Source organism: Bradyrhizobium sp. U531 (genome assembly GCF_051710265.1).
Classification (GTDB): domain Bacteria; phylum Pseudomonadota; class Alphaproteobacteria; order Rhizobiales; family Xanthobacteraceae; genus Bradyrhizobium.
Map to the genome: position 1 here is coordinate 1,795,452 of NZ_JASVEN010000001.1, position 18,765 is coordinate 1,814,216.

Sequence of the window (18,765 nt, forward strand, 5' to 3'; positions counted from 1 at the left end):
GAATCCGTATAAGGCGCGCATCCGCAGACCTCGGCCGGGAGCTGAACGGACGGTCTCAGCAAATCATTCGTGATTTTGGTGTGGCAGGGCCAGTCGGCCCGTCGTCCCGTGTTTCCGCCTTCTGAGCTTAATCCCAGAGTCCTTTCCGAAGGCCTCTTAAGGGCTTGACGCCGGGCGATGCGCCAACACGAGGAAAGGACCATCATGGCTCTCTATGAGCATGTCTTTCTCGCGCGTCAGGACGCGAGCACGCAGCAGGTCGAAGAACTGACTGCGCAGATGACCGGCATCGTCGAAGGTCTCGGCGGCAAGGTCACCAAGACCGAGAATTGGGGCGTTCGCTCCCTCACCTACCGCATGAACAAGAACCGCAAGGCGCACTTCGTGCTGCTCAACATCGACGCGCCCGCTGCGGCGATCGCCGAGATCGAGCGCCAGGAGCGCATCAGCGAGGACGTGATCCGCTATCTCAGCGTTCGCGTCGAGGAACTCGAGGAAGGCCCGTCCGCGATGATGCGCAAGGCCGATCGCGATCGCGAGCGTGACGATCGTGGCGGCGGCTTCCGCGATCGTGAAGGCGGCGGCGGTTTCCGTGGCGACCGTGAAGGCGGTTTCCGTGGTGGCGATCGTGACGGTGGTGGCTTCCGCGGTGATCGCGGCCCGCGCCGTCCGCGCGAAGACGCTGAAACCACCACCACGACGGATGGGGAGTAAGATCAATGGCTGAAGCTGGTGCACGCCGTCCGTTTTTCCGTCGTCGCAAGAGCTGCCCGTTCACGGGCGCCAATGCTCCCAAGATCGACTACAAGGACTCCAAGCTGCTGATGCGTTACGTCTCCGAGCGCGGCAAGATCGTGCCGAGCCGCATCACCGCGGTGTCCGCGAAGAAGCAGCGTGAGCTCGCCCGCGCCATCAAGCGCGCGCGCTTCCTGGGCCTCCTGCCCTACGTTATTCGCTGATACGACCAATTCGGCCGGCGGCCCTGAGCCGCCGGCCGAACCTTTTTCGAACTCATAAGGCTTCCGGGTCGTCCGGTCGCCGATGGTTGGGGCGAGACGCCTCTAACCGCTCGAAGGGAGCGGGACAGCTGATGATGGCATTTGTGCTGATAGCCTTGATCGCCGGCGCTGCGTCGGCTCTGATGTTCGCCTCGATCATTTCGGGCGCGCTGATCTCGCTCGTCCTGTTCTATCTCGCCCCGCTCCCGCTGATGGTCGCCGCGATCGGCTGGGGTCCGCTGTGCGCCAGCCTCGGCGGCATCGCGGCCGCGATCGGCCTCGGCGCCCTGTTCGGCCTGCCCTATTGCATCGCGTTCGCCGTCACCGTCGCCCTTCCGGCGTGGTGGCTCGGCCATCTCGTCCTGCTCAGCCGTGCCGCGGGACCCGTCACGCCCGCCGCCGCCGCCACTGATGCGCCTGCCGAGCCTGAGCTCGAATGGTATCCGGTCGGCCGCATCCTGCTGTGGATCGCCGGCTTCGCCACGCTGACCACGATCGCCGCCCTGCTCACGCTCGGGACCGACGCCGAGACCATCATGGGCACGCTGCGGCGCGGCCTGATGCGCCTCCTCCGCGCCACCGACCCGCAAAGCTCCGGCGAAATCGGCCAGTTCGTCGACGCGATGGTGCGCATCGCACCGGCAGGCGCCACCATCATCGCGATGATGACGCTGACCCTCAACCTCTGGCTCAGCGCCAAGGTCACGGCGACGTCGGGCCGGCTGCGGCGTCCATGGCCGGACATGATGACGGCGGAGTTGCCGCCGATGACGCTGGTGGGCCTCTGCATCGCGCTCGCCTTCTGCTTCACCGGCGGGCTGCTCGCGATCGCCGCGCAGATCGCCGCGGCGGCGTTGATGATGGCCTATGCGCTGACCGGCTTCGCCGTGCTGCATACCCTCACGCTGGCGCTGAAGAGCCGCACGTTCTGGCTCGGCTCGACCTACGCCGTCGTGGTCGTGTTCGGATGGCCCGTGATCGCGATGGTCATTCTCGGCCTTGCGGATGCCGTGTTCGGCTTCCGCGAGCGCTTCCTGCGCAGCCGGCAGCCGCCGCCACTGCCGACCCCTTGAGTTCAACCCGAAACCTAAACCTCAGAGAGCACTTCAAAGGAGAACGAATATGGAAGTCATTTTGCTGGAACGCGTGAGCAAGCTCGGCCAGATGGGCGAAGTCGTGAAGGTTCGCGACGGCTATGCCCGCAATTTCCTGCTCAAGCGCGGCAAGGCGCTGCGCGCCACCGCCGACAACAAGGCCAAGTACGACGGCATGAAGGCCGACCTCGAGGCCCGCAACCTCGCCTCGAAGGGCGAGGCGTCCAAGGTCGCCGAGAAGATCGAAGGCAAGAACATCGTCGTGATCCGTCAGGCGTCGGAAGCCGGCCAGCTGTTCGGCTCGGTCAACGTGCGTGACATCGTGATGGCGTTCGAAGCCGACGGCATTTCGCTGGCCCGCCCGCAGATCCAGCTCGACGCACCGATCAAGGTCATCGGCAAGCGCTCGATCACCGTCGCGGTTCACCCCGAAGTCGAAGTCGAGATCACCGTCACGGTTGCGCGCAGCCAGGACGAGGCCGAGCGCATCAACCGCGGCGAAGACATCTCGACCCGCAACGAGGACCGCGACGCGGCCGCCGAAGCGATCGCCGCCGCCGGCGAGTTCTTCGATCCGGAAGCCCAGCAAGACGACGCCGAGCCGGCTCCGGCCGCCGAAGAGAAGTAGGCAGCAACTCGTCGTGCGCGGGCTTGACCCGCGCTTCCATCGTCGAAGAACTTCTTTGATGGATTGCCGGGTCAGGCCCGGCAATGACAGGGAACAGCGAAGCCCGGTCGCCTCAGGCGGCCGGGCTTTTCGTTTTGGCGCCGACGTCTTCGTTCAGCATCGCGATCGAGGCCAGCGCCGTTGCCGTGTGCTTCTCGACGCCGTCGCTGACGCAGAACACGTCGGCGGCAACGACCGAGACCTGGCGGCCCGGCTTGATCACCCGGGCGCGGCAGATCAGCTTGTCGCCAACCGCAGGCGACAACAGATTGAGCTTGTACTCCGCCGTCAGCGCCGGCTGGCCGCGCGAGGTCGCGGCAGCGATCGTCGTGGCGTTGTCGACGAGGAAGGCGGTGACGCCGCCGTGGAAGAAGCCGTGCTGCTGCAGCAGCTCCGGCCGGCGGTCCACCGCGATCGTGCAAGTGCCGCGCGTCAACTCCGAGAGTTCAGCGCCGACCAAATTCATGAAGCCCTGCCGGCCGACATTGCTGTGGATGCGCTCGGCGACGGCTGCGAATTCCGGGTCTGCTTCGTAACGCATGGGGCCTCTCCTCATTGCTTCCTGATGCGGTCCGGCGGCACCAGCGCGCGAATGGCGCAGGCGACCAGCGTGTCGGCTTCGTTGCGCGGGTCAATGCGGTCGCGTCCCGACAGGAAGGCGCGGCAGAAGATCTGCGCGGGCCCGATCAGCTGGCTGACGAACATCACCGGCGCCATCGGCAGCAGCTCGCCGCTTGCAACCAGCGGCGCCCGCCAGCGCTCGATCCCCTCTGCGAGCCGCGCATTCTGCGCGCGCTGGGCGTCGCGGACATCCTCGCCCCACTCACTGCGCGAGATCTCGAAGAGATAGCGCGCCTCGCGGCGGCTGGTGACGACCCAGTCGAGATGCGCCCGGATCAGCCAATCGATGCCCTGCTCGGCCTCGGGAGCAGGATCGAGGGCAGCCAGCACCGCGGCGTGGTAGTGCCCGAGCACCTCCAGGAACAGGGCGCCGGCAAGCTCCTTCTTCGAACCGAACACATGAAAGAAGCTGCCGTTGGAGGCGCGCGCCCGGGTGCGGATCGCGGCGACGGTCGCAGCCTCGAAGCCGACGCGATCGAACACGACCAGCCCGGCCGCCAACAAATCGTCCCGCACGCTCACCGTCATCGACTCCTCCTAGAGTTCTACTCTAGAGCACGACTCCAATGACGGTCAATACGACGAGAAGGCCGCGACTGACGCGGCCTTCTCAGGTTCGATTGAAAACTGGAGGTTGGCTCAGCGCGAGATCGGCGGTGCCGGCGGACCGCCGGAGGACTGGGCTGGCGCCGAGGGAGCCTGTTCCTGCGGCTTCGGCGCCGGGGCCGGTTCGGCGTTGGCGGCAGGCTTCGGAGCCGCCTCTTCCGCCGCCTTGGGTGCGGCCGGCTCGGCGGGCTTGGCGGCGGCCGGCGCTGCCGGCGTCACCTGCGGGACCGGATCGGGCCGCAGTGCCGGCGTGTCGCTGCTGCGCGGCTCGACCTTGGCACTGCTGTCCGGCTTGACCTCGGCAGGTTTGGCCTCGGCAGGCTTTTCGGGCTCAGCCTTCGGGCTCTCGGGCTTCGCGGACTCAGGCTTAGCGGACTCAGGCTTGGCCGACTCCGTCTTGGGTTCGCTCTTCTCGCTTGCGGGCGCGGCGGCATCGACCTTCGGAGCTTCCTCGGTGCCGGGCTTGGCGCGTCGCTTGCCCTTGCGTCCTTCGGGCGCAGCCTGGCCTTCAGGCTTCGCGCCCTCTTCGGCGGGACGCGCGGCACGCTTCTGGCGCGCGCCTTCTGCAGCGGGAGCCGCGGCCTCGCCTTCCGGCTTGGCGGCGTCCTGGCCGCGCGGGCGACGGCCCTGATGCTCGGTATTGGTGCTCGCGTCCTTCTCCTTGGCGCCGTCCTTCTTGCCGTCCTTGGCCTGGTAACGGGTGTCGGTGGCCCCGTTGGAGACGAGGTAGGAGGCGAGGATGCCCGCCATGTCCGAGCTCGTGGTGTAGTGCTGACGCAGGAAGCCCGGCAGCGAGCCCGGCGCGACGGATTTGAGAAGTCCGCGCGGGCTCTTGTGGCAGGCGTTGCAGGTCTGCGCGAAAAGCTGGGACGGGGTTTTGCCGGCCTCGAGGTTGGTCGCTTGCGCAAATACCGGATCGGCCGCGCCGAAGCCGATCAGAAGCAACACCGTCGCGAGGCTGAGCGCTCGGCTCGACATTCCCATCATCTCCATTGAATTCCGAGAGGTGCAGCCGGCACCCGGCACGGCGGCGGGTCACCTTTTAGCCGATTGAGCCGCGAATGGAAGCAGCCTGCATGCGCAAGGATGTGATTAAGCCGCTTTGGAATATCGGCTGTGAACTCAGCGCAATAGCCGCGTCAGGGCGTGGCCGGTCAGGCGCGACGACATGCCGCTAAAAGCTGACCCGCTGCCCCGCGCGCGCGGGAGCGATCAGGCCCAAGCCTGCAAGCGCAAGCCGCAACTCACCGAAACTCGAAAGGTGAAGGGATCCTAGTGGCGCGAGGTGGAAATCGGGGCGGACCGGAAAAGCGCCGTTAACGCCAGTTGCGCCCGCAGTTCCACCAGGATTTCGGGGGCGACGGGCTGGCGACGCACTTCGGGCTGCTCGGCGTGCTCCATGGCCGCGATCAGCCCCGACAGCCAAAGCCGGCTGCCCGCCTCGCTTCGCCAGTTCTGGTGCTGCCGTTCTGGCCGCATCGCTTGCCTCGTTCCCTGTTGGCGGACCGCGGGAGACAATCCCCGGCACGACCGCCCGTTCCGCTCATAACCCCGAAAGAATCCGGGAAGATGTGATCCACTTCACATAAGTCTGGTCGGGCCTGGCTTAGACCGTCGCCATGAGCAAAGAGACCCAAACCTCATTTGACGTGCAGGACGACCTCCGCACCGATTATGCCCTGATCGTCACCGGCGTCGGGGCCGCTCTGGTTGCGCTGGTCTATCTCCTGCTGGTCTGAAGCGAGCCGAAAGCTCCAAACCGCGTGCCGTTTGGCGCGCTCTTCAATACGTCTGCGCGCTTATTTATTAGGTTCACGGTTTCAGGATATTTCCGTGGCGTGGTCGGGGCGCTTTTGGGCCGCGCAAGTTCCGCAAAAATCCGTCAAGCGCGGCGCGTGCCGCGACTGCCAATCATCCACCATTTTTTAGATCGGTTGATAGCGTCCAGCTTTTGCTTCCGCTTTGGCTTGCGGCGGCGCTTTATCCCGGCCCCGCATCCGCCCAAGAAAATTGCTAAGCACGTCCGACCATGGCCCTGACTGATTCGAACGTTCTCAAACTCGCGCCCGATGCCGGAACTCCCGCCTATCGGAGCGCGCCGCATAACATCGAGGCGGAGCAGAGCCTTCTGGGCGCGATTCTGGTCAACAACGATGCCTTTTATCGCGTCTCCGACTTCCTGGAGGCGAAGCATTTCTTCGAGCCGCTGCACCAGACGATCTACGAGACCGCCGGCAGCCTGATCCGGATGGGCAAGATCGCGACGCCGGTGACGCTCAAGACGTTCCTGCCGGCCGATACCGATGTCGGCGGCATGACCATCGGGCAATATCTTGCGCGCCTCGCCGCCGAAGCGACCACCATCATCAACGCCCAGGATTACGGCCGCACCGTCTACGACCTGTCATTGCGGCGCGATCTGATCGGCATCGGCGAGGACATGGTCAATGTCGCCTATGACGCGCCGGTCGACTTCCAGCCGCGGGCGCAGATCGAGGACGCCGAGCGAAAGCTGTACGAGCTCGCCGAGTCCGGCCGCTATGACGGCGGCTTCCAGAAATTCTCGCAGGCGCTGGCGGTCGCGGTCGATCTCGCGGCCAAGGCGTTCCAGCGCGACGGAAAACTGTCCGGCATCTCGACCGGCATGCGCGACCTCGACACCAAGATGGGTGGCCTGCAGCACTCCGACCTCATCATCGTCGCGGGCCGCCCCGGCATGGGCAAGACCTCGCTTGCGACCAACATCGCCTACAACGTCGCGCGCGCCTACGTTCCGGAAGTCCAGGCCGACGGCACCACGAAGGCGGCCAATGGCGGCGTGATCGGCTTCTTCTCCTGCGAAATGTCGGCCGACCAGCTCGCCACGCGTATCGTGGCCGAGCGCACCGGCGTCCCCTCCTCCCACATCCGCCGCGGCGGCATCTCGGAAGCCGATTTCGACAAGATCCGGGAGGTCTCGATCGAGCTGCAGTCGCTGCCCTTTTACGTGGACGCCACCGGCGGCCTGTCGATCGCACAGCTGATGGCGCGCGCGCGCCGGCTGAAGCGCCAGAAGGGCCTCGACCTGCTCGTGATCGACTACATCCAGCTGCTCTCGGGCTCCGGCAAGCGGAGCGATAATCGCGTGCAGGAAATCACGGAGATCACGACCAGCCTGAAGGCGCTGGCCAAGGAGCTCAACGTTCCCGTGATCGCGCTGTCGCAGCTTTCGCGCCAGGTCGAATCCCGCGACGACAAACGGCCGCAGCTCTCCGACCTGCGTGAATCCGGATCGATCGAGCAGGACGCCGACGTCGTGCTGTTCGTGTATCGCGAGGAATATTACCTCGCGATGAAGGAGCCGCGCCCGGGCACGCCCGAGCACGAGAAGTGGCAGCTGGATATGAGCCTTGCGCACGGCAAGGCCGAAGTCATCATTGGCAAGCAGCGCCACGGCCCGACCGGCACCGTCGATCTGGCCTTCGAAGCCTCGGTCACGCGGTTCGGCGACCTCGCGCCTGACAGTCAGCTGCCGGTTCGCAGCAGCAACGACTACTGAGTTCCTTGAACCGCAGAGTTCCTTGAACAGTATCCGCCTCTTGCGTAAAACGACGCCATGACAATGGCGTCCGACCCGAACATGAACCCGCAATCCGGCATTCTCTCCGCGGAGGCCAATCAGGCTGCCGCGCTCGCGGCCTATGGCGGCGTGCTGACCGTCGACCTCGACGCCATCATCGCCAACTGGCGCAAGCTCGAGAAGACGGCGGTACCGGCCGAATGCTCGGCTGTGATCAAGGCCGACGCCTATGGCTGCGGTGCCGAACAGGTCGCGCGTGCGCTGAACAAGGCCGGCTGCAAGACCTTCTTCGTCGCCACCATCGAGGAAGCGCGCAAGGTGCGCGCGGCCGTCCCCGAGCCCACGATCTACGTGCTCGGCGGCTACTTCCAGAACACCGGCGAGCACTACGCCAAGATCAATTGCCGCCCCGTGATCGGCGATCTCAACGAGCTCGCCGAATGGGATGTGTTCTGCCGCCGCACGGGTTGGAACGGCGGCGCTGCGATCCATGTCGACACCGGCATGAACCGGCTCGGGCTGACGCTGTCGGAAGCGCAGGCCATCATCCCCCGCATCAATGCCGGCGACCACGGCATCACACTGGTGATGAGCCATCTGGTCTCGGCCGAGCAGCTCAACAGCCCCGTCAACGCCAAGCAGCTCGCAGCCTTCCGCGGCATTGCCAGCGAATTCTCCGGCGTGCCGGCGGCGCTCGCCAATTCTTCGGGCGTCTTCCTCGGAGCGCCCTTCCAGTTCGACCTGGTACGGCCGGGCGCGGCACTCTACGGCGTCAATCCGACGCCCGAGGCCGACAACCCGATGCAGCCGGTGGTGGACCTCAAGGCGCGCATCGTGCAGATCCGCAATGTCGAGCGCGGCGAGAGCGTCGGCTATGGCGGCACCTGGACCGCGCGGCGGCCTACGAAGCTCGCCATCATCGCGGTCGGCTACGCCGACGGCTATTTCCGCGCCGCCAGCTCCAATGACGGCACCCGCGGCGCCGAAGTCGTCGTGGCCGGCAAGCGCTGTCCGGTCGCGGGCCGCGTGTCGATGGATTTGATCGCGATCGACATCACCGACTTAGCTCCGAACGCGGCGCGTCGCGGCCACATGGTGACGCTGATCGGCGAAGGCATCACCGTCGACGAGCTCGCGCATCATTTCGGCACGATCGGCTACGAGGTGCTGACCAGCCTCGGCCACCGCTATGCCCGCGTCTACAAGGGCGGCAATGTGGAGGAGCCGCTGGCAAGGCCGGAGCCCGTGCCGATCGCCGCGCAGCCGCCCTCTCCGCCGCCGCCGCCGCCGATCGAGCCGCCCGCAGCCCCGCCGCCGCTGCCGGGCTAATCAACGCTCTCCTGCCCCGAACGCTGCGCAGCGCTACATCAGCGGTGCGCTGTTGAGCCGGGGCCCATCTCTCTCAAGAGTTTGCCGCGTCGCTCTGGGTCCCGGCTCGCGCTTTGCGCGTCCGGGACACGGAACAGTTCGCTTACTTCTTCTTTCTGTTGTCCAGCGCCGCCTTGCAGGTCGCGCTGAGTTGGTCGCGCTTCTCGGTGAGGCAGGCAACGACGCGGCCGCCGCCCGGCGCGATGCCGGCGCAGAATTTGTCATAGTCGGTCTTGCAGGCGCCGCGTGGGTCGGATGATTGTGCCGACGCGAGCCCGGAGAGCGCGACGGCGACGACGATGGCGGCAAAGTTCAACTTGGACATGATATCTCCGGGATGGGGCGGCAAGAGCCGGTAGCTCTACATGAAGATCGCGACATTCAACATCAACAACATCAACCGCCGCCTGCCCAATCTCCTGGCATGGCTGCGCGCGGCAAAGCCCGATGTCGTCGCGCTTCAGGAGTTGAAGGCAAGTGATGGCGAATTTCCGGCGGCCGCGATCGAAAAGGCCGGCTATGGCGCAGTCTGGCACGGACAAAGGACCTGGAACGGGGTCGCCATCCTCGCCCGGAAGGCCGATCCCATTCTCACCCGCGACCGCTTGCCTGGAAGACCCGGCGATCGCGAAGCCCGCTACATCGAGGCCGCCGTGCGCGGCGTCATCGTCACCAGCATCTATTTGCCGAACGGCAATCCGCAGCCGGGCCCGAAATTCGACTACAAGCTGGACTGGTTCGCGCGCCTCAAGCGCCACGCCAACACTTTCATCAAGCAGGATCTGCCCGTGGTGCTCGCCGGCGACTACAACGTCGCGCCAACGGAGATCGACATCTATCCGACGCGCTCATGGGACAAGGACGCGCTGATCCAACCGAAGAGCCGCGCCGCCTATGCCTCGCTCATCAAGCAAGGCTGGTGCGATGCGATCCGCGAATTGCATCCGGACGAGCGCATCTACACGTTCTGGGACTACAAGCGAAACCGCTGGCCGCGCGATGCGGGCCTGCGGCTCGATCATCTGCTGCTCAGCCCTGCGCTGGTGTCGCGGTTGTCGAAGGCCGGTGTCGACAGGAAGGTCCGCGGCGAGGAAGGCGCCAGCGATCACGCGCCGGCGTGGGTGGTGTTGAAATAAGCCTCGATGACGGTGCCGTAGGATGGGTAGAGCGAAGCGAAACCCATCGCTATTCGCGCGTGAGATGATGGGTTTCGCTTCGCTCTACCCATCCTACAAGGTCACCGCCCGTAATAGTCCTGCACCGTATCCCACGCCGCCTTTTGCAGCAGCTGCGTGGTCTGCGCGTCCAGTCCCATGGTGTAGGCATTGTCGACCGGCGAACGCCCCGTCAGCGCAGCGAACGTCACGCAGGCCGCGAGATAGGTGCCCGCCGGAGACGGATGCCGCTTGTCCGGTGCGTAGAGATTGAGCTCCGGTTGCAGTTTTCGCACGCGCGCGAAGGCGAGACCCGCTGGAATGACCAGCGCGTCGTTGGCGTTGCCTGCGATCGTATAGGCCTCGGCCAGTTGCTCCGTCATCTCGGGCTTGTCGGCATAGGCCCAGGACATGAAGAACACCGGCCGCATGCCGTGGGCGCGGGCGATCTCACTGTCCTTCTTCGCAAAGGTCGTGAAGGCGTCCTTCAATTGCGGATGGATCGGACACTGGCTGCAATCCATCATCACGACGGCATCGTATTGCCGGCCCGGCTTGTTGAAGATGACGTTGTTCTGCTCGTCGAAGGAATATGCGCCGAGGCCGCCCGGCCGCAGCAGATTGTCCATGTCGTGCCAATCGAGGCCGGAGCCGCCGATCGTCGCCATGGTATTGCGATAGGCCGCCTTGTTGGCGGGATCCACAGCCCGCTCCATGAAGGTGAGATGTCCGGGCATGCCGTTGTTGTAGTAGAAGAAGCTGTTGCCGACGAACAGCGCTGCCTTGGGGACGTCGGGCCCGGAGGTCGTGACCTTCGGCTTGGTCTGCGCCTGCGCATGGGACCCCAATACAACGGCCAGACACATTGCAAGCATCACTCGCGCAACAAGACGCATCATGGCTTCCTCCCCTTTTTTCTCGGGCCGGAAACAAATCAGCTTTTCAGAATCGCCTCAAGAGCACGAACGCGCAGCGGACATGCGCCTTGCAAGCTCACCACAAATTCTTCCCGTCGATCATGTTCACCGGCACGGCGTCCAGATCGAATTCGTCGAACAGGCGCGCGTTCACCGCGACCTTGGGATTGTCGAAATCCGGCTTGCCGCTCGACCAGTCCGGCGACTCCGAATAGGTGCCGCAGCCGCAATTCGCGCAGAAATGGTGTTTGACCGTGCGGCTGCCCCAGAGATAGGTCGCGACGCTGCCGGGCGGCGACAGCAGGCGGAACTGCGCCGGCGTGTAATAGGCCCACAACGCGCCCCGCTTGGCGCAGAGCGAACAGGTGCAGCGCGTCACGCTCGCTGGCGCCTCCGTCACCTCGAACACCGTTTCACCGCAATGACAGCTTGCCTCGATCGGCATGACCCGCTCTCCCCGTTTGTCAGGAGATGGTCGTAGCCGGCCGCTGCTGCCAACATGCTGTCAGCAGCGCATGAGCTCAGGGCGCCTCGTGCGGCGACAGCCGCTTGGCGTTGGCAGCGACATGCTCACGATAGCGCTGGATGATGGCCGCGGGCGTCGCGCCAGCAAGCAGGTTCACGGTCGCCTCGAAGGCGGCGGCGATCTTCTCGCTGACCATCAGCATCACTTCCTGCCCGGCCGCCTCGTCGCCATGGCTGAGCTTTTCGCAGCGCAGCCGCACCACTTCGCTCGCCTCGACGGCAAGCATCGCGCCGGCAACCCAGGGAAAGCCATTGTCGGATCCGCTGAGCACCGCATGGCGGTCGAGCGCGGAGAAAGAGTGATGGTCGGGCATTGCGGACCCCAAGTTCTTTGAGTGAACGCTGCGATCAATACGCTTCAAATTCTAAGGATACGGCCGTGGAACCGGTCGGATTGGGCGGGCCTGCGGCACCGGCCATTAACCAAGGCCCTTGGGGTGGGCACTCCCGTGACCGGGACTTCGGCAGACACCGGAGCTCGGCGTGCTCGCAATCCCTGCCGGCGAAGACGCGATCAGGACCCATGCCTTCAGCCGGTCTGGCGATGAACGCGGTCAGGGCGTGCTGACGGGATTTGCCGCCCGCTGGAACCGACTCATCGAGCGACGGTTACCACCACACACAGGAGTTGCCGCCATGCGCCGCTCGATACCGAAACCGATCCGCAACAAGCTTGATCTCGCCGACCGTGCCCAGACGCGGCTCGTCAGAAAACGCCTGGGTCTCTCCGATGCCGAGCTGACCGCGATCGTCGGGCGCATCGGCAATTCCATCTCCGCGATCAGCAAGGAAGCCGCCAAGCAGCGCGCCACGGTGCTGCCTAAGCCGGTCGATGTGCCTCCCGCGGCCGTGATCGCCTCGGCAACAGCCGCCGAGCAGGCCGCGACCGAATTACCGGCAATAGCGCCGACATCCTGACCGGACTGTCATTGGGGGCAGACATGGACCAAAAAACGTCATCGGACGACGTCCTGACACGGGCGGCGTCGAGCCTGCGCCGTTCGCGGATCACGGAGGGGAAGCCGTTTCCGCTCGGTGCCACCTGGGACGGACTTGGCGTCAATTTCGCATTGTTCTCGGCCCACGCCACCAAGGTCGAGCTCTGCCTGTTCGACGATGATGGCGAGACCGAGCTCGAGCGCGTCGAGCTGCCGGAATACACCGACGAAGTCTGGCACGGCTATCTGCCGTCGGCCCGGCCCGGCACCGTCTACGGCTATCGCGTCCACGGTCCCTACGAGCCCGACGCCGGACACCGCTTCAATCCCAACAAGCTCTTGCTCGACCCCTATGCCAAGCAGTTGATCGGGCAATTGCGCTGGGGACCGGAGCTGTTCGGCTACCAGCTCGATCATGCCGACAAGGACCTCTCCTATGACGAGCGCGACAGCGCGCCCCTCATGCAGAAGTGCCGCGTCATCGACCCCGCCTTCACCTGGGGCGCGGCGCGCAAGCCCGAAGTGCCTTGGGAGCGGACGATCGTCTACGAGACGCACGTCAAGGGATTTACCCAGCTGCATCCGCTGGTGCCTGAGGCAGATCGCGGCACGTTCTCAGGCCTCGCGCATGCGGAGATCCCCGCCTATCTGCGCTCGCTCGGGATCACCAGCGCGGAGCTGCTGCCGATCCATGCTTTCGTCGACGACAGCTATCTGGTCGAGAAAGGCCTGCGCAATTACTGGGGCTACAACTCCCTCGCCTTCTTCGCGCCGGAGCCGCGTTACCTGAAGACGCCGTTCGCGAACGAATTCAAGGAAATGGTCAACCAGTTCCACGCCCACGGCATCGAGATCATCCTGGACGTCGTCTACAATCACACCGCCGAAGGCAACGAGCTCGGCCCGACCCTGTCGTTCAAGGGCATCGACAACGCCAGCTATTACCGCCTGCTGCCGGACAAGAAGCGCTACTACATCAACGATACCGGCACCGGAAACACGGTGAATCTCTCCCATCCGCGCGTGCTGCAGCTGGTTGCGGATTCCCTGCGCTATTGGGCAACCGACATGCGCGTCGACGGCTTCCGCTTCGACCTCGCCACCATCCTTGCGCGCGAGCCCTATGGCTTCGACGAAGGCGGCGGCTTCCTCGACGCCTGCCGTCAGGATCCGGTGCTGTCCAGCGTCAAGCTGATCGCGGAGCCCTGGGATATCGGGCCCGGCGGTTACCAGGTCGGCCAGTTCCCGCCCGGATGGGCCGAATGGAACGACAAGTTCAGGGACACGGTCCGCGCCTTTTGGAAGGGAGACGAGGGATCGATTGCGGACTTTGCCAAGCGCGTTTCGGGCTCCGGTGATCTCTTCAACAAGCGCGGCCGCCGGCCATGGGCCAGCGTCAACTTCGTCACCGCACATGACGGCTTCAACCTCAACGACCTCGTCTCATATAACGACAAGCACAACGAGGCGAACGGGGAGGACAATCGCGACGGCCACAGCAACAACCATTCCTGGAATTGCGGGGCCGAAGGACCGACGGACGATCCCGAAATCATCGCGCTGCGCGAACGCCAGAAGCGAAACCTGCTCGCGACGATGCTGCTGTCCCACGGCACGCCGATGCTGCTGGCGGGCGACGAGTTCGGGCACACCCAGAACGGCAACAACAATGCCTATGCCCAGGACAACGAGACCGCCTGGCTGGATTGGATGGGCATCACGGCCAACGGCCGCAACCTTCGTGAATTCACGCGCAAGCTGATCGCGACGCGCAAGGCCTTTCCGATCCTCTATCGCAGCCGGTTCCTGGTCGGCTCGCACAATGAAGAGCTCGACGTCAAGGACGTGACCTGGCTCTCGCCCTCCGGCGACGAGATGACCAGCGAGCAATGGCAGGACGGCAACGCCAAGTGTTTTGGCATGCTGCTCGACGGGCGCGCCCAGGAGACCGGCATCAAGCGCCGCGGCTCGGATGCGACGATGCTCCTGGTCTACAACGCCCATTACGACGTCGTGAACTTCACGCTGCCGCCCGTCACCGACGGCAGCCGCTGGCTGGGGCTGATCGATACCAACCAGCCGGACATCCAGATGCCTGCGTTCGAGTTCGGCCACGCTTACGAGGTGACGGGACGATCGCTCGTCGTCTTTGGCCTTGCCACCGAGAATGCGGCCACGCGTCGTCTGCGACACGGCCTCGGGGCCCTGCTGGATATCGTGGAGGCGCCGCTGCCCGGCTGGAGTTCGAGCCCCTAGGACGATAACAGGGCGCGGCCGGCATCGCCCTCTCCGGCTGCTCCGGCTAAACTGCTCCGATTCCCGGAGCGCTTCCCTTGGCCTTTCTGTTCGTCCTTGCCGTCGGCCTCGTCGCCGGCACCATCTCAGGCATCGTCGGCACCGGCTCGTCGATCATGCTGATGCCGGTGCTGGTCTACGCCTATGGGCCGAAGGAAGCCGTGCCGATCATGGCGGTGGCATCCGTGATGGCGAATTTCTCTCGCATCCTGGCCTGGTGGCGCGAGGTCGACTGGCGGGCCTGCGCGGCCTATTCGGTCACGGGGATTCCGGCCGCGGTGCTGGGCGCGCGCACGCTGCTGGCGCTGCCCTCGCATGCCGTGGATCTCGCCATCGGCATCTTCCTGATCGCGATGGTGCCGGCGCGGCACTGGCTGGCGCGGCACGACCTCAAGGCCAATCTCTGGCATCTGGCCGTCGGCGGCGCGGTCATCGGCTATCTCACCGGCATCGTGGTCTCGACCGGCCCGCTCAGCGTGCCGCTGTTCCTGTTCTACGGTCTGTCGAGGGGCGCTTTCCTCGCGACCGAAGCCGCAAGCTCGCTCGGGCTCTATTTCGCGAAGTCGGTGACGTTCGAGCGTTTCGGCGCGTTGACCGGCGAGGTCTTCATGAAGGGCCTGATCGCGGGCGCCTCGCTGATGTCGGGCGCCTTCATCGCCAAGCGCTTCGTCCTGCACCTGAAGCCGGACATGTTCCGCCTGCTGATGGACGGCATCATGATCGCGGCGGGGCTCTCGATGCTGTGGAACGCGACGCAGCCCTGAGGCCGCCGCGATCAGACGAGTTCGGGGGCGATCGAGGGGCTGTCGGCGACGACGCGGCTCTCGAGCACCGGCCGTCCCTTGAGCCATTCCAGCACCGCATCGAGCGGCTGCGGGCGCTGATAGAAATAGCCCTGCCCGAACCTCACACCCATCTCGCGCATGGCCGCCGCCTGCTCCGCCCGCTCGATGCCTTCGGCAACGAGCGTAAGCCCGAGCGTGCCGGCCAGCGATGCGATCACGCCGACGATGGCCTTGTCTTCGGCGCTATCGGGAATCTCGCTGATGAACGCCTTGTCGATCTTGACCTTGTCGAGCGGAAAGCGCCGGAGGTGCGCGAGCGAAGAGTAGCCGGTTCCGAAATCGTCGAGCGCGATCGTGGCACCCAGGCGGCGCAGACGTTGCAGCGTCGCGGAGGCGCTGGCGATGTTGTTGATCAGCGAGCCCTCGGTGATCTCGAGCTCCAGCAGCGAGGCCGAAACGTCGAAGCGTGCGCAGGTCGCGCGCAGCTCGGCGGCCAGCGAATGGTCGGCGAGCTCGGACGGCGGCAGGTTGATCGCGATCCGGATCTGCGGCCTGCCGGCGGCGGCCAGTCGTTGCAGCGCCCAGCAGGCATCGGTCAGCACGTAGCGGGTCAGCCGCGCATTGTTGCCGCTGCGCTCGATCAGCGGCAGGAATTCGGCCGGACCGATGACGCCATGCTCGGGATGGCGCCAGCGGATCAGCGCTTCGAGGCCAATGACCTCCTGGCTATCGAGATCGACCTGGCTCTGGTACCAGACCTCGAACTGTCCCTCGGCAAAGCCTGCGGGAATGGCGAGCTCGAGATCCCTACGGCGGCGGTAGTCGCGCTGCAGCTCTTCGTCCAGCACGGCGACCGTGCCGGGCGCCTTGCTCTTGGCGTGATAGAGCGCGATGTCGGCGAGCGTCGGCAGATGCGACAGCTCCGGATCGTCGGCGCGGCGCACGGCAAGGCCGATGCTGGCACGCGGCACGACCTGCTTGTCGTGTAGGTGGATCGGCTCGGAGATGGCGGCCAGCACCTGCTGGGCGAAGGCGTGCGCCGAGGTTTCGTTGCTCACTTCCGGGCGGATGACGACGAATTCGTCGCCGCCGAGCCGGGCGACCCAATCCTCGGCTTCGACCGCGCCACGAAGACGCCGGGAAATCTGGACCAGAAGCGCGTCGCCGGCCTCGTGGCCAAAGGTGTCGTTGATGCCCTTGAAATCGTCGAGATCGATGAAGCAGAACGCCACCAGTGCATCCGGCCGCCCGCCGTCGCGGCTCGCCACGGCGAGGCGCTCGGTCAGGGAGCGCCGGTTGGGCAGCCCGGTGAGCGGATCGTGCGCGGCCATGTGCCCGAGCCGGTCGAGCGCGCCGGACGTCGTGTGCTGCATGGCGTTGAAGGCGCGCGCGAGCTGGCCGAACTCGTTCGAGGAATTGACATCGGCGGGATAGGCCCGGCCGTCCTGCTTGCTGCGCTGGATCGCCGACATCATGACCGCGAGCGGCCGGCCGATGAAGACGTTGGCGGAGATCCGAATGGCGATCAGGGTCGCAAAGGTCGCGAGCAGGCCGACCACCAGCAGCAGCACCAGCCGGCTGCCCGCGTCCGCATAAAGCGCCGCGTGGGAATAAGCGATCGAGATGCGCCCGGCCTGAACGGCCATGTTGCCGTTGCTGTAGTGGATCGGGCGCGAGACCTCGGCGATCGACGGGCTCTCGGAGCGCGCCACCACGCGGGCGATCGCGGCGCCCGTGTCGTCATAGACGGCCGCCGCCGCAATGGTCTCGTCGTGCATGATCTCGTTGAGCACGCCCGTGACCTGGTCGTAGCGCATCTTCCAGAGCGGCTCGGCGATCAGCTCGGCCCGGCTCTCGGCGACGCGGGCCATGCGGGCGTCGAGCTGCTTGATCTGCGACCAGAAGCTCGATGCCTCGACGCCGGCGGAGGCGAGCAATTGCACCAGCAGCAGAACGGGCACGGTCGCCCAGATCATGGCGCGAACGACCGAGCGCGGGCGCTGCGGCGTGGCCGGCGCGTTGCGTTCAGGATCTGTCATCGCCTCATTCTTGCGCATCAGTCGGCGGCGCCTTCCGGAAGCGGCAGGGACGAAATCAGCGCGTCGAGCGAAAAGTCGTAGTGACCGCAGCGCCCGGCCTTCGCCCTGAAGCGCGTGAAGTCGATCCGGTCGAACGCACGCGTCTTGATGAGGTCGCCGACCGAGCCGAGATTCTGGCGGGTGATCGCGGACGTCTTGACCGCGACCCGGGGTGAAGCCGCCGCGAAATCGCAGCCATCGGCATAGTCGCGCAGCAGGACGATCGACCAGCCGCCGAGCAGGAAATGCCCGCCGTCGGTCAGCAGCAGGCGCCCTTCCCTGATCTCGCGCAGCGCGTCCTCCGACCAGTTGAGGCCGACCAGCTGGATGTCGCGGCCGGGCACGATGCCGGCGGCGACCACCGCACGCAGCGCGCCGAGCGCCATCGGATCGTTTCCGGCCCAGATGCCGGCGGGGCGGATCTCCTTGCGCGAGGCCCAGCCCAGATAATTCGTGGTGACCTGCTCGGCCTCCGACTGCGTCCAGTTGGCAAACAGCAGGCGGTCCACCACGACGTCGGGCGCAGCATCCACGGCGAGCTTGAGGCCAGCGTTGCGCGCGATCGACGCGGGCGTGATCTCGTCGCCGCCGATGCCGAGAATGTGGATCTTGCCGTCCGCGCTCTGCCATTTCTCGGCGCGCGCCGCCGTGATCAGCGCGTTCGCCATCCGCGCGCCCGCGGTCTGCAGATCGGTCGTGATGTCGCCGAGCCAGGTCTTGAGCTTCTGACGCGGGGCCCCGAGCCGCACCGCATCCTCGCCGATCAGCGTGTTCGAGAGCAGCAGCGTCTTGACGCCCGCAGCCTCGGCCGCCTCCAGGATCGGAACGGCGGCGGATTCCTCGTTCGACAGGATCAGGAAATCGGGCTTGTCGCGGCGCGCCACCACGCCGAAGCCGAGCTCCTGCATGGTGCGGTAGTTGCGTTCGCTGGTGAGCACCTCGACATGGGCGTCGAGCTGGCGGCCGGCCGCCTGCATGGTCTGCGCGACCATGTCCCAATAGACCTCGCCGGTCTTGCCGGGATTGACGAAGACGATGTCGAGGGGCTTGGCAAGGATCGGGCCGGCGGACGCGAAAACGCCGCAGGCCATGCCCGCAGCGAGCAATATTCGCTGGAATCTCGTCATTTCTCTTCGCCGCCCCTGATGGTTCCAAAATTG

At 65.7% G+C, this 18,765-nt stretch carries 20 protein-coding genes; 10 read left to right on the forward strand and 10 right to left on the reverse strand.

The window, feature by feature from the left end; genetic code table 11:
• The first annotated feature begins 204 nt into the window (after positions 1 to 204).
• From rpsF to rplI, 4 genes are all read left to right on the forward strand, one after another.
• On the forward strand, positions 205 to 714 hold the full coding sequence (gene rpsF / locus QRQ56_RS08860; RefSeq protein WP_438739157.1) for a 30S ribosomal protein S6: 510 nt from the start codon (positions 205 to 207) through the stop codon (positions 712 to 714).
• A gap of 5 nt (positions 715 to 719) precedes the next feature.
• A complete protein-coding gene (rpsR, locus tag QRQ56_RS08865; RefSeq protein WP_007592020.1) occupies positions 720 to 959 on the forward strand; it encodes a 30S ribosomal protein S18 in 240 nt (79 codons plus the stop codon).
• A gap of 131 nt (positions 960 to 1,090) precedes the next feature.
• Entirely contained in the window at positions 1,091 to 2,071 is a 981-nt protein-coding gene (locus tag QRQ56_RS08870; protein ID WP_438739158.1) for a hypothetical protein, read from the forward strand.
• 49 nt (positions 2,072 to 2,120) lie between these two features.
• On the forward strand, positions 2,121 to 2,720 hold the full coding sequence (gene rplI / locus QRQ56_RS08875; protein WP_438739159.1) for a 50S ribosomal protein L9: 600 nt from the start codon (positions 2,121 to 2,123) through the stop codon (positions 2,718 to 2,720).
• Between the two features lie 112 nt (positions 2,721 to 2,832).
• On the opposite strand, the gene QRQ56_RS08880 is transcribed toward rplI, so the two are convergent.
• From QRQ56_RS08880 to QRQ56_RS08895, 4 genes are all read right to left on the reverse strand, one after another.
• Positions 2,833 to 3,300 (reverse strand): PaaI family thioesterase, encoded by a 468-nt coding sequence (locus QRQ56_RS08880; RefSeq protein ID WP_438739160.1) that lies wholly within the window; start codon positions 3,298 to 3,300, stop codon positions 2,833 to 2,835.
• A gap of 11 nt (positions 3,301 to 3,311) precedes the next feature.
• Positions 3,312 to 3,908 (reverse strand): TetR/AcrR family transcriptional regulator, encoded by a 597-nt coding sequence (locus tag QRQ56_RS08885; protein ID WP_438739161.1) that lies wholly within the window; start codon positions 3,906 to 3,908, stop codon positions 3,312 to 3,314.
• 111 nt (positions 3,909 to 4,019) lie between these two features.
• Positions 4,020 to 4,964, reverse strand: a complete 945-nt coding sequence (locus tag QRQ56_RS08890; protein WP_438739162.1) for a hypothetical protein — start codon at positions 4,962 to 4,964, stop codon at positions 4,020 to 4,022.
• 294 nt (positions 4,965 to 5,258) lie between these two features.
• Positions 5,259 to 5,465, reverse strand: a complete 207-nt coding sequence (locus tag QRQ56_RS08895; RefSeq protein WP_438739163.1) for a transcriptional regulator — start codon at positions 5,463 to 5,465, stop codon at positions 5,259 to 5,261.
• A 550-nt stretch (positions 5,466 to 6,015) separates the two neighbouring features.
• Between QRQ56_RS08895 and QRQ56_RS08900 the strand changes: the two genes are divergently transcribed.
• Positions 6,016 to 7,524 (forward strand): replicative DNA helicase, encoded by a 1,509-nt coding sequence (locus tag QRQ56_RS08900; RefSeq protein WP_438739164.1) that lies wholly within the window; start codon positions 6,016 to 6,018, stop codon positions 7,522 to 7,524.
• A gap of 63 nt (positions 7,525 to 7,587) precedes the next feature.
• Positions 7,588 to 8,874 carry an alanine racemase gene (gene alr / locus QRQ56_RS08905; RefSeq protein WP_438740118.1) on the forward strand — a complete coding sequence of 429 codons (1,287 nt, stop codon included), beginning with the start codon at positions 7,588 to 7,590 and terminating at the stop codon, positions 8,872 to 8,874.
• 142 nt (positions 8,875 to 9,016) lie between these two features.
• Here alr and QRQ56_RS08910 read toward each other — a convergent pair whose 3' ends face one another.
• Positions 9,017 to 9,238 carry a cysteine rich repeat-containing protein gene (locus QRQ56_RS08910; RefSeq protein ID WP_438739165.1) on the reverse strand — a complete coding sequence of 74 codons (222 nt, stop codon included), beginning with the start codon at positions 9,236 to 9,238 and terminating at the stop codon, positions 9,017 to 9,019.
• A gap of 40 nt (positions 9,239 to 9,278) precedes the next feature.
• Between QRQ56_RS08910 and QRQ56_RS08915 the strand changes: the two genes are divergently transcribed.
• On the forward strand, positions 9,279 to 10,049 hold the full coding sequence (locus QRQ56_RS08915) for an exodeoxyribonuclease III (RefSeq protein WP_438739166.1): 771 nt from the start codon (positions 9,279 to 9,281) through the stop codon (positions 10,047 to 10,049).
• A gap of 101 nt (positions 10,050 to 10,150) precedes the next feature.
• Here QRQ56_RS08915 and QRQ56_RS08920 read toward each other — a convergent pair whose 3' ends face one another.
• The 3 genes from QRQ56_RS08920 to QRQ56_RS08930 form a co-directional block, all read right to left on the reverse strand.
• Complete coding sequence (locus QRQ56_RS08920) at positions 10,151 to 10,966, reverse strand: DUF4886 domain-containing protein (protein ID WP_438739167.1); 816 nt, start codon at positions 10,964 to 10,966, stop codon at positions 10,151 to 10,153.
• A 94-nt stretch (positions 10,967 to 11,060) separates the two neighbouring features.
• A complete protein-coding gene (locus QRQ56_RS08925) occupies positions 11,061 to 11,429 on the reverse strand; it encodes a GFA family protein (RefSeq protein ID WP_438739168.1) in 369 nt (122 codons plus the stop codon).
• Positions 11,430 to 11,505: 76 nt separating this feature from the next.
• Positions 11,506 to 11,823 carry a hypothetical protein gene (locus QRQ56_RS08930; protein ID WP_438739169.1) on the reverse strand — a complete coding sequence of 106 codons (318 nt, stop codon included), beginning with the start codon at positions 11,821 to 11,823 and terminating at the stop codon, positions 11,506 to 11,508.
• A 322-nt stretch (positions 11,824 to 12,145) separates the two neighbouring features.
• On the opposite strand from QRQ56_RS08930, the gene QRQ56_RS08935 reads away from it, so the two are divergent.
• From QRQ56_RS08935 to QRQ56_RS08945, 3 genes are all read left to right on the forward strand, one after another.
• Positions 12,146 to 12,427: a hypothetical protein gene (locus QRQ56_RS08935; RefSeq protein WP_438739170.1), complete on the forward strand. Its 282-nt coding sequence runs from the start codon at positions 12,146 to 12,148 to the stop codon at positions 12,425 to 12,427.
• A 23-nt stretch (positions 12,428 to 12,450) separates the two neighbouring features.
• Positions 12,451 to 14,703, forward strand: a complete 2,253-nt coding sequence (gene glgX, locus QRQ56_RS08940; RefSeq protein ID WP_438739171.1) for a glycogen debranching protein GlgX — start codon at positions 12,451 to 12,453, stop codon at positions 14,701 to 14,703.
• 77 nt (positions 14,704 to 14,780) lie between these two features.
• The gene (locus QRQ56_RS08945) at positions 14,781 to 15,506 is read left to right on the forward strand and encodes a sulfite exporter TauE/SafE family protein (protein WP_438739172.1); all 726 of its coding nucleotides are present in this window, start codon (positions 14,781 to 14,783) and stop codon (positions 15,504 to 15,506) included.
• Between the two features lie 11 nt (positions 15,507 to 15,517).
• On the opposite strand, the gene QRQ56_RS08950 is transcribed toward QRQ56_RS08945, so the two are convergent.
• Complete coding sequence (locus tag QRQ56_RS08950; RefSeq protein WP_438739173.1) at positions 15,518 to 17,584, reverse strand: putative bifunctional diguanylate cyclase/phosphodiesterase; 2,067 nt, start codon at positions 17,582 to 17,584, stop codon at positions 15,518 to 15,520.
• Entirely contained in the window at positions 17,584 to 18,732 is a 1,149-nt protein-coding gene (locus QRQ56_RS08955; protein ID WP_438739174.1) for an ABC transporter substrate-binding protein, read from the reverse strand. The genes QRQ56_RS08950 and QRQ56_RS08955 overlap by 1 nt, the downstream gene beginning before the upstream one ends.
• Between the last annotated feature and the right edge of the window lie 33 nt (positions 18,733 to 18,765).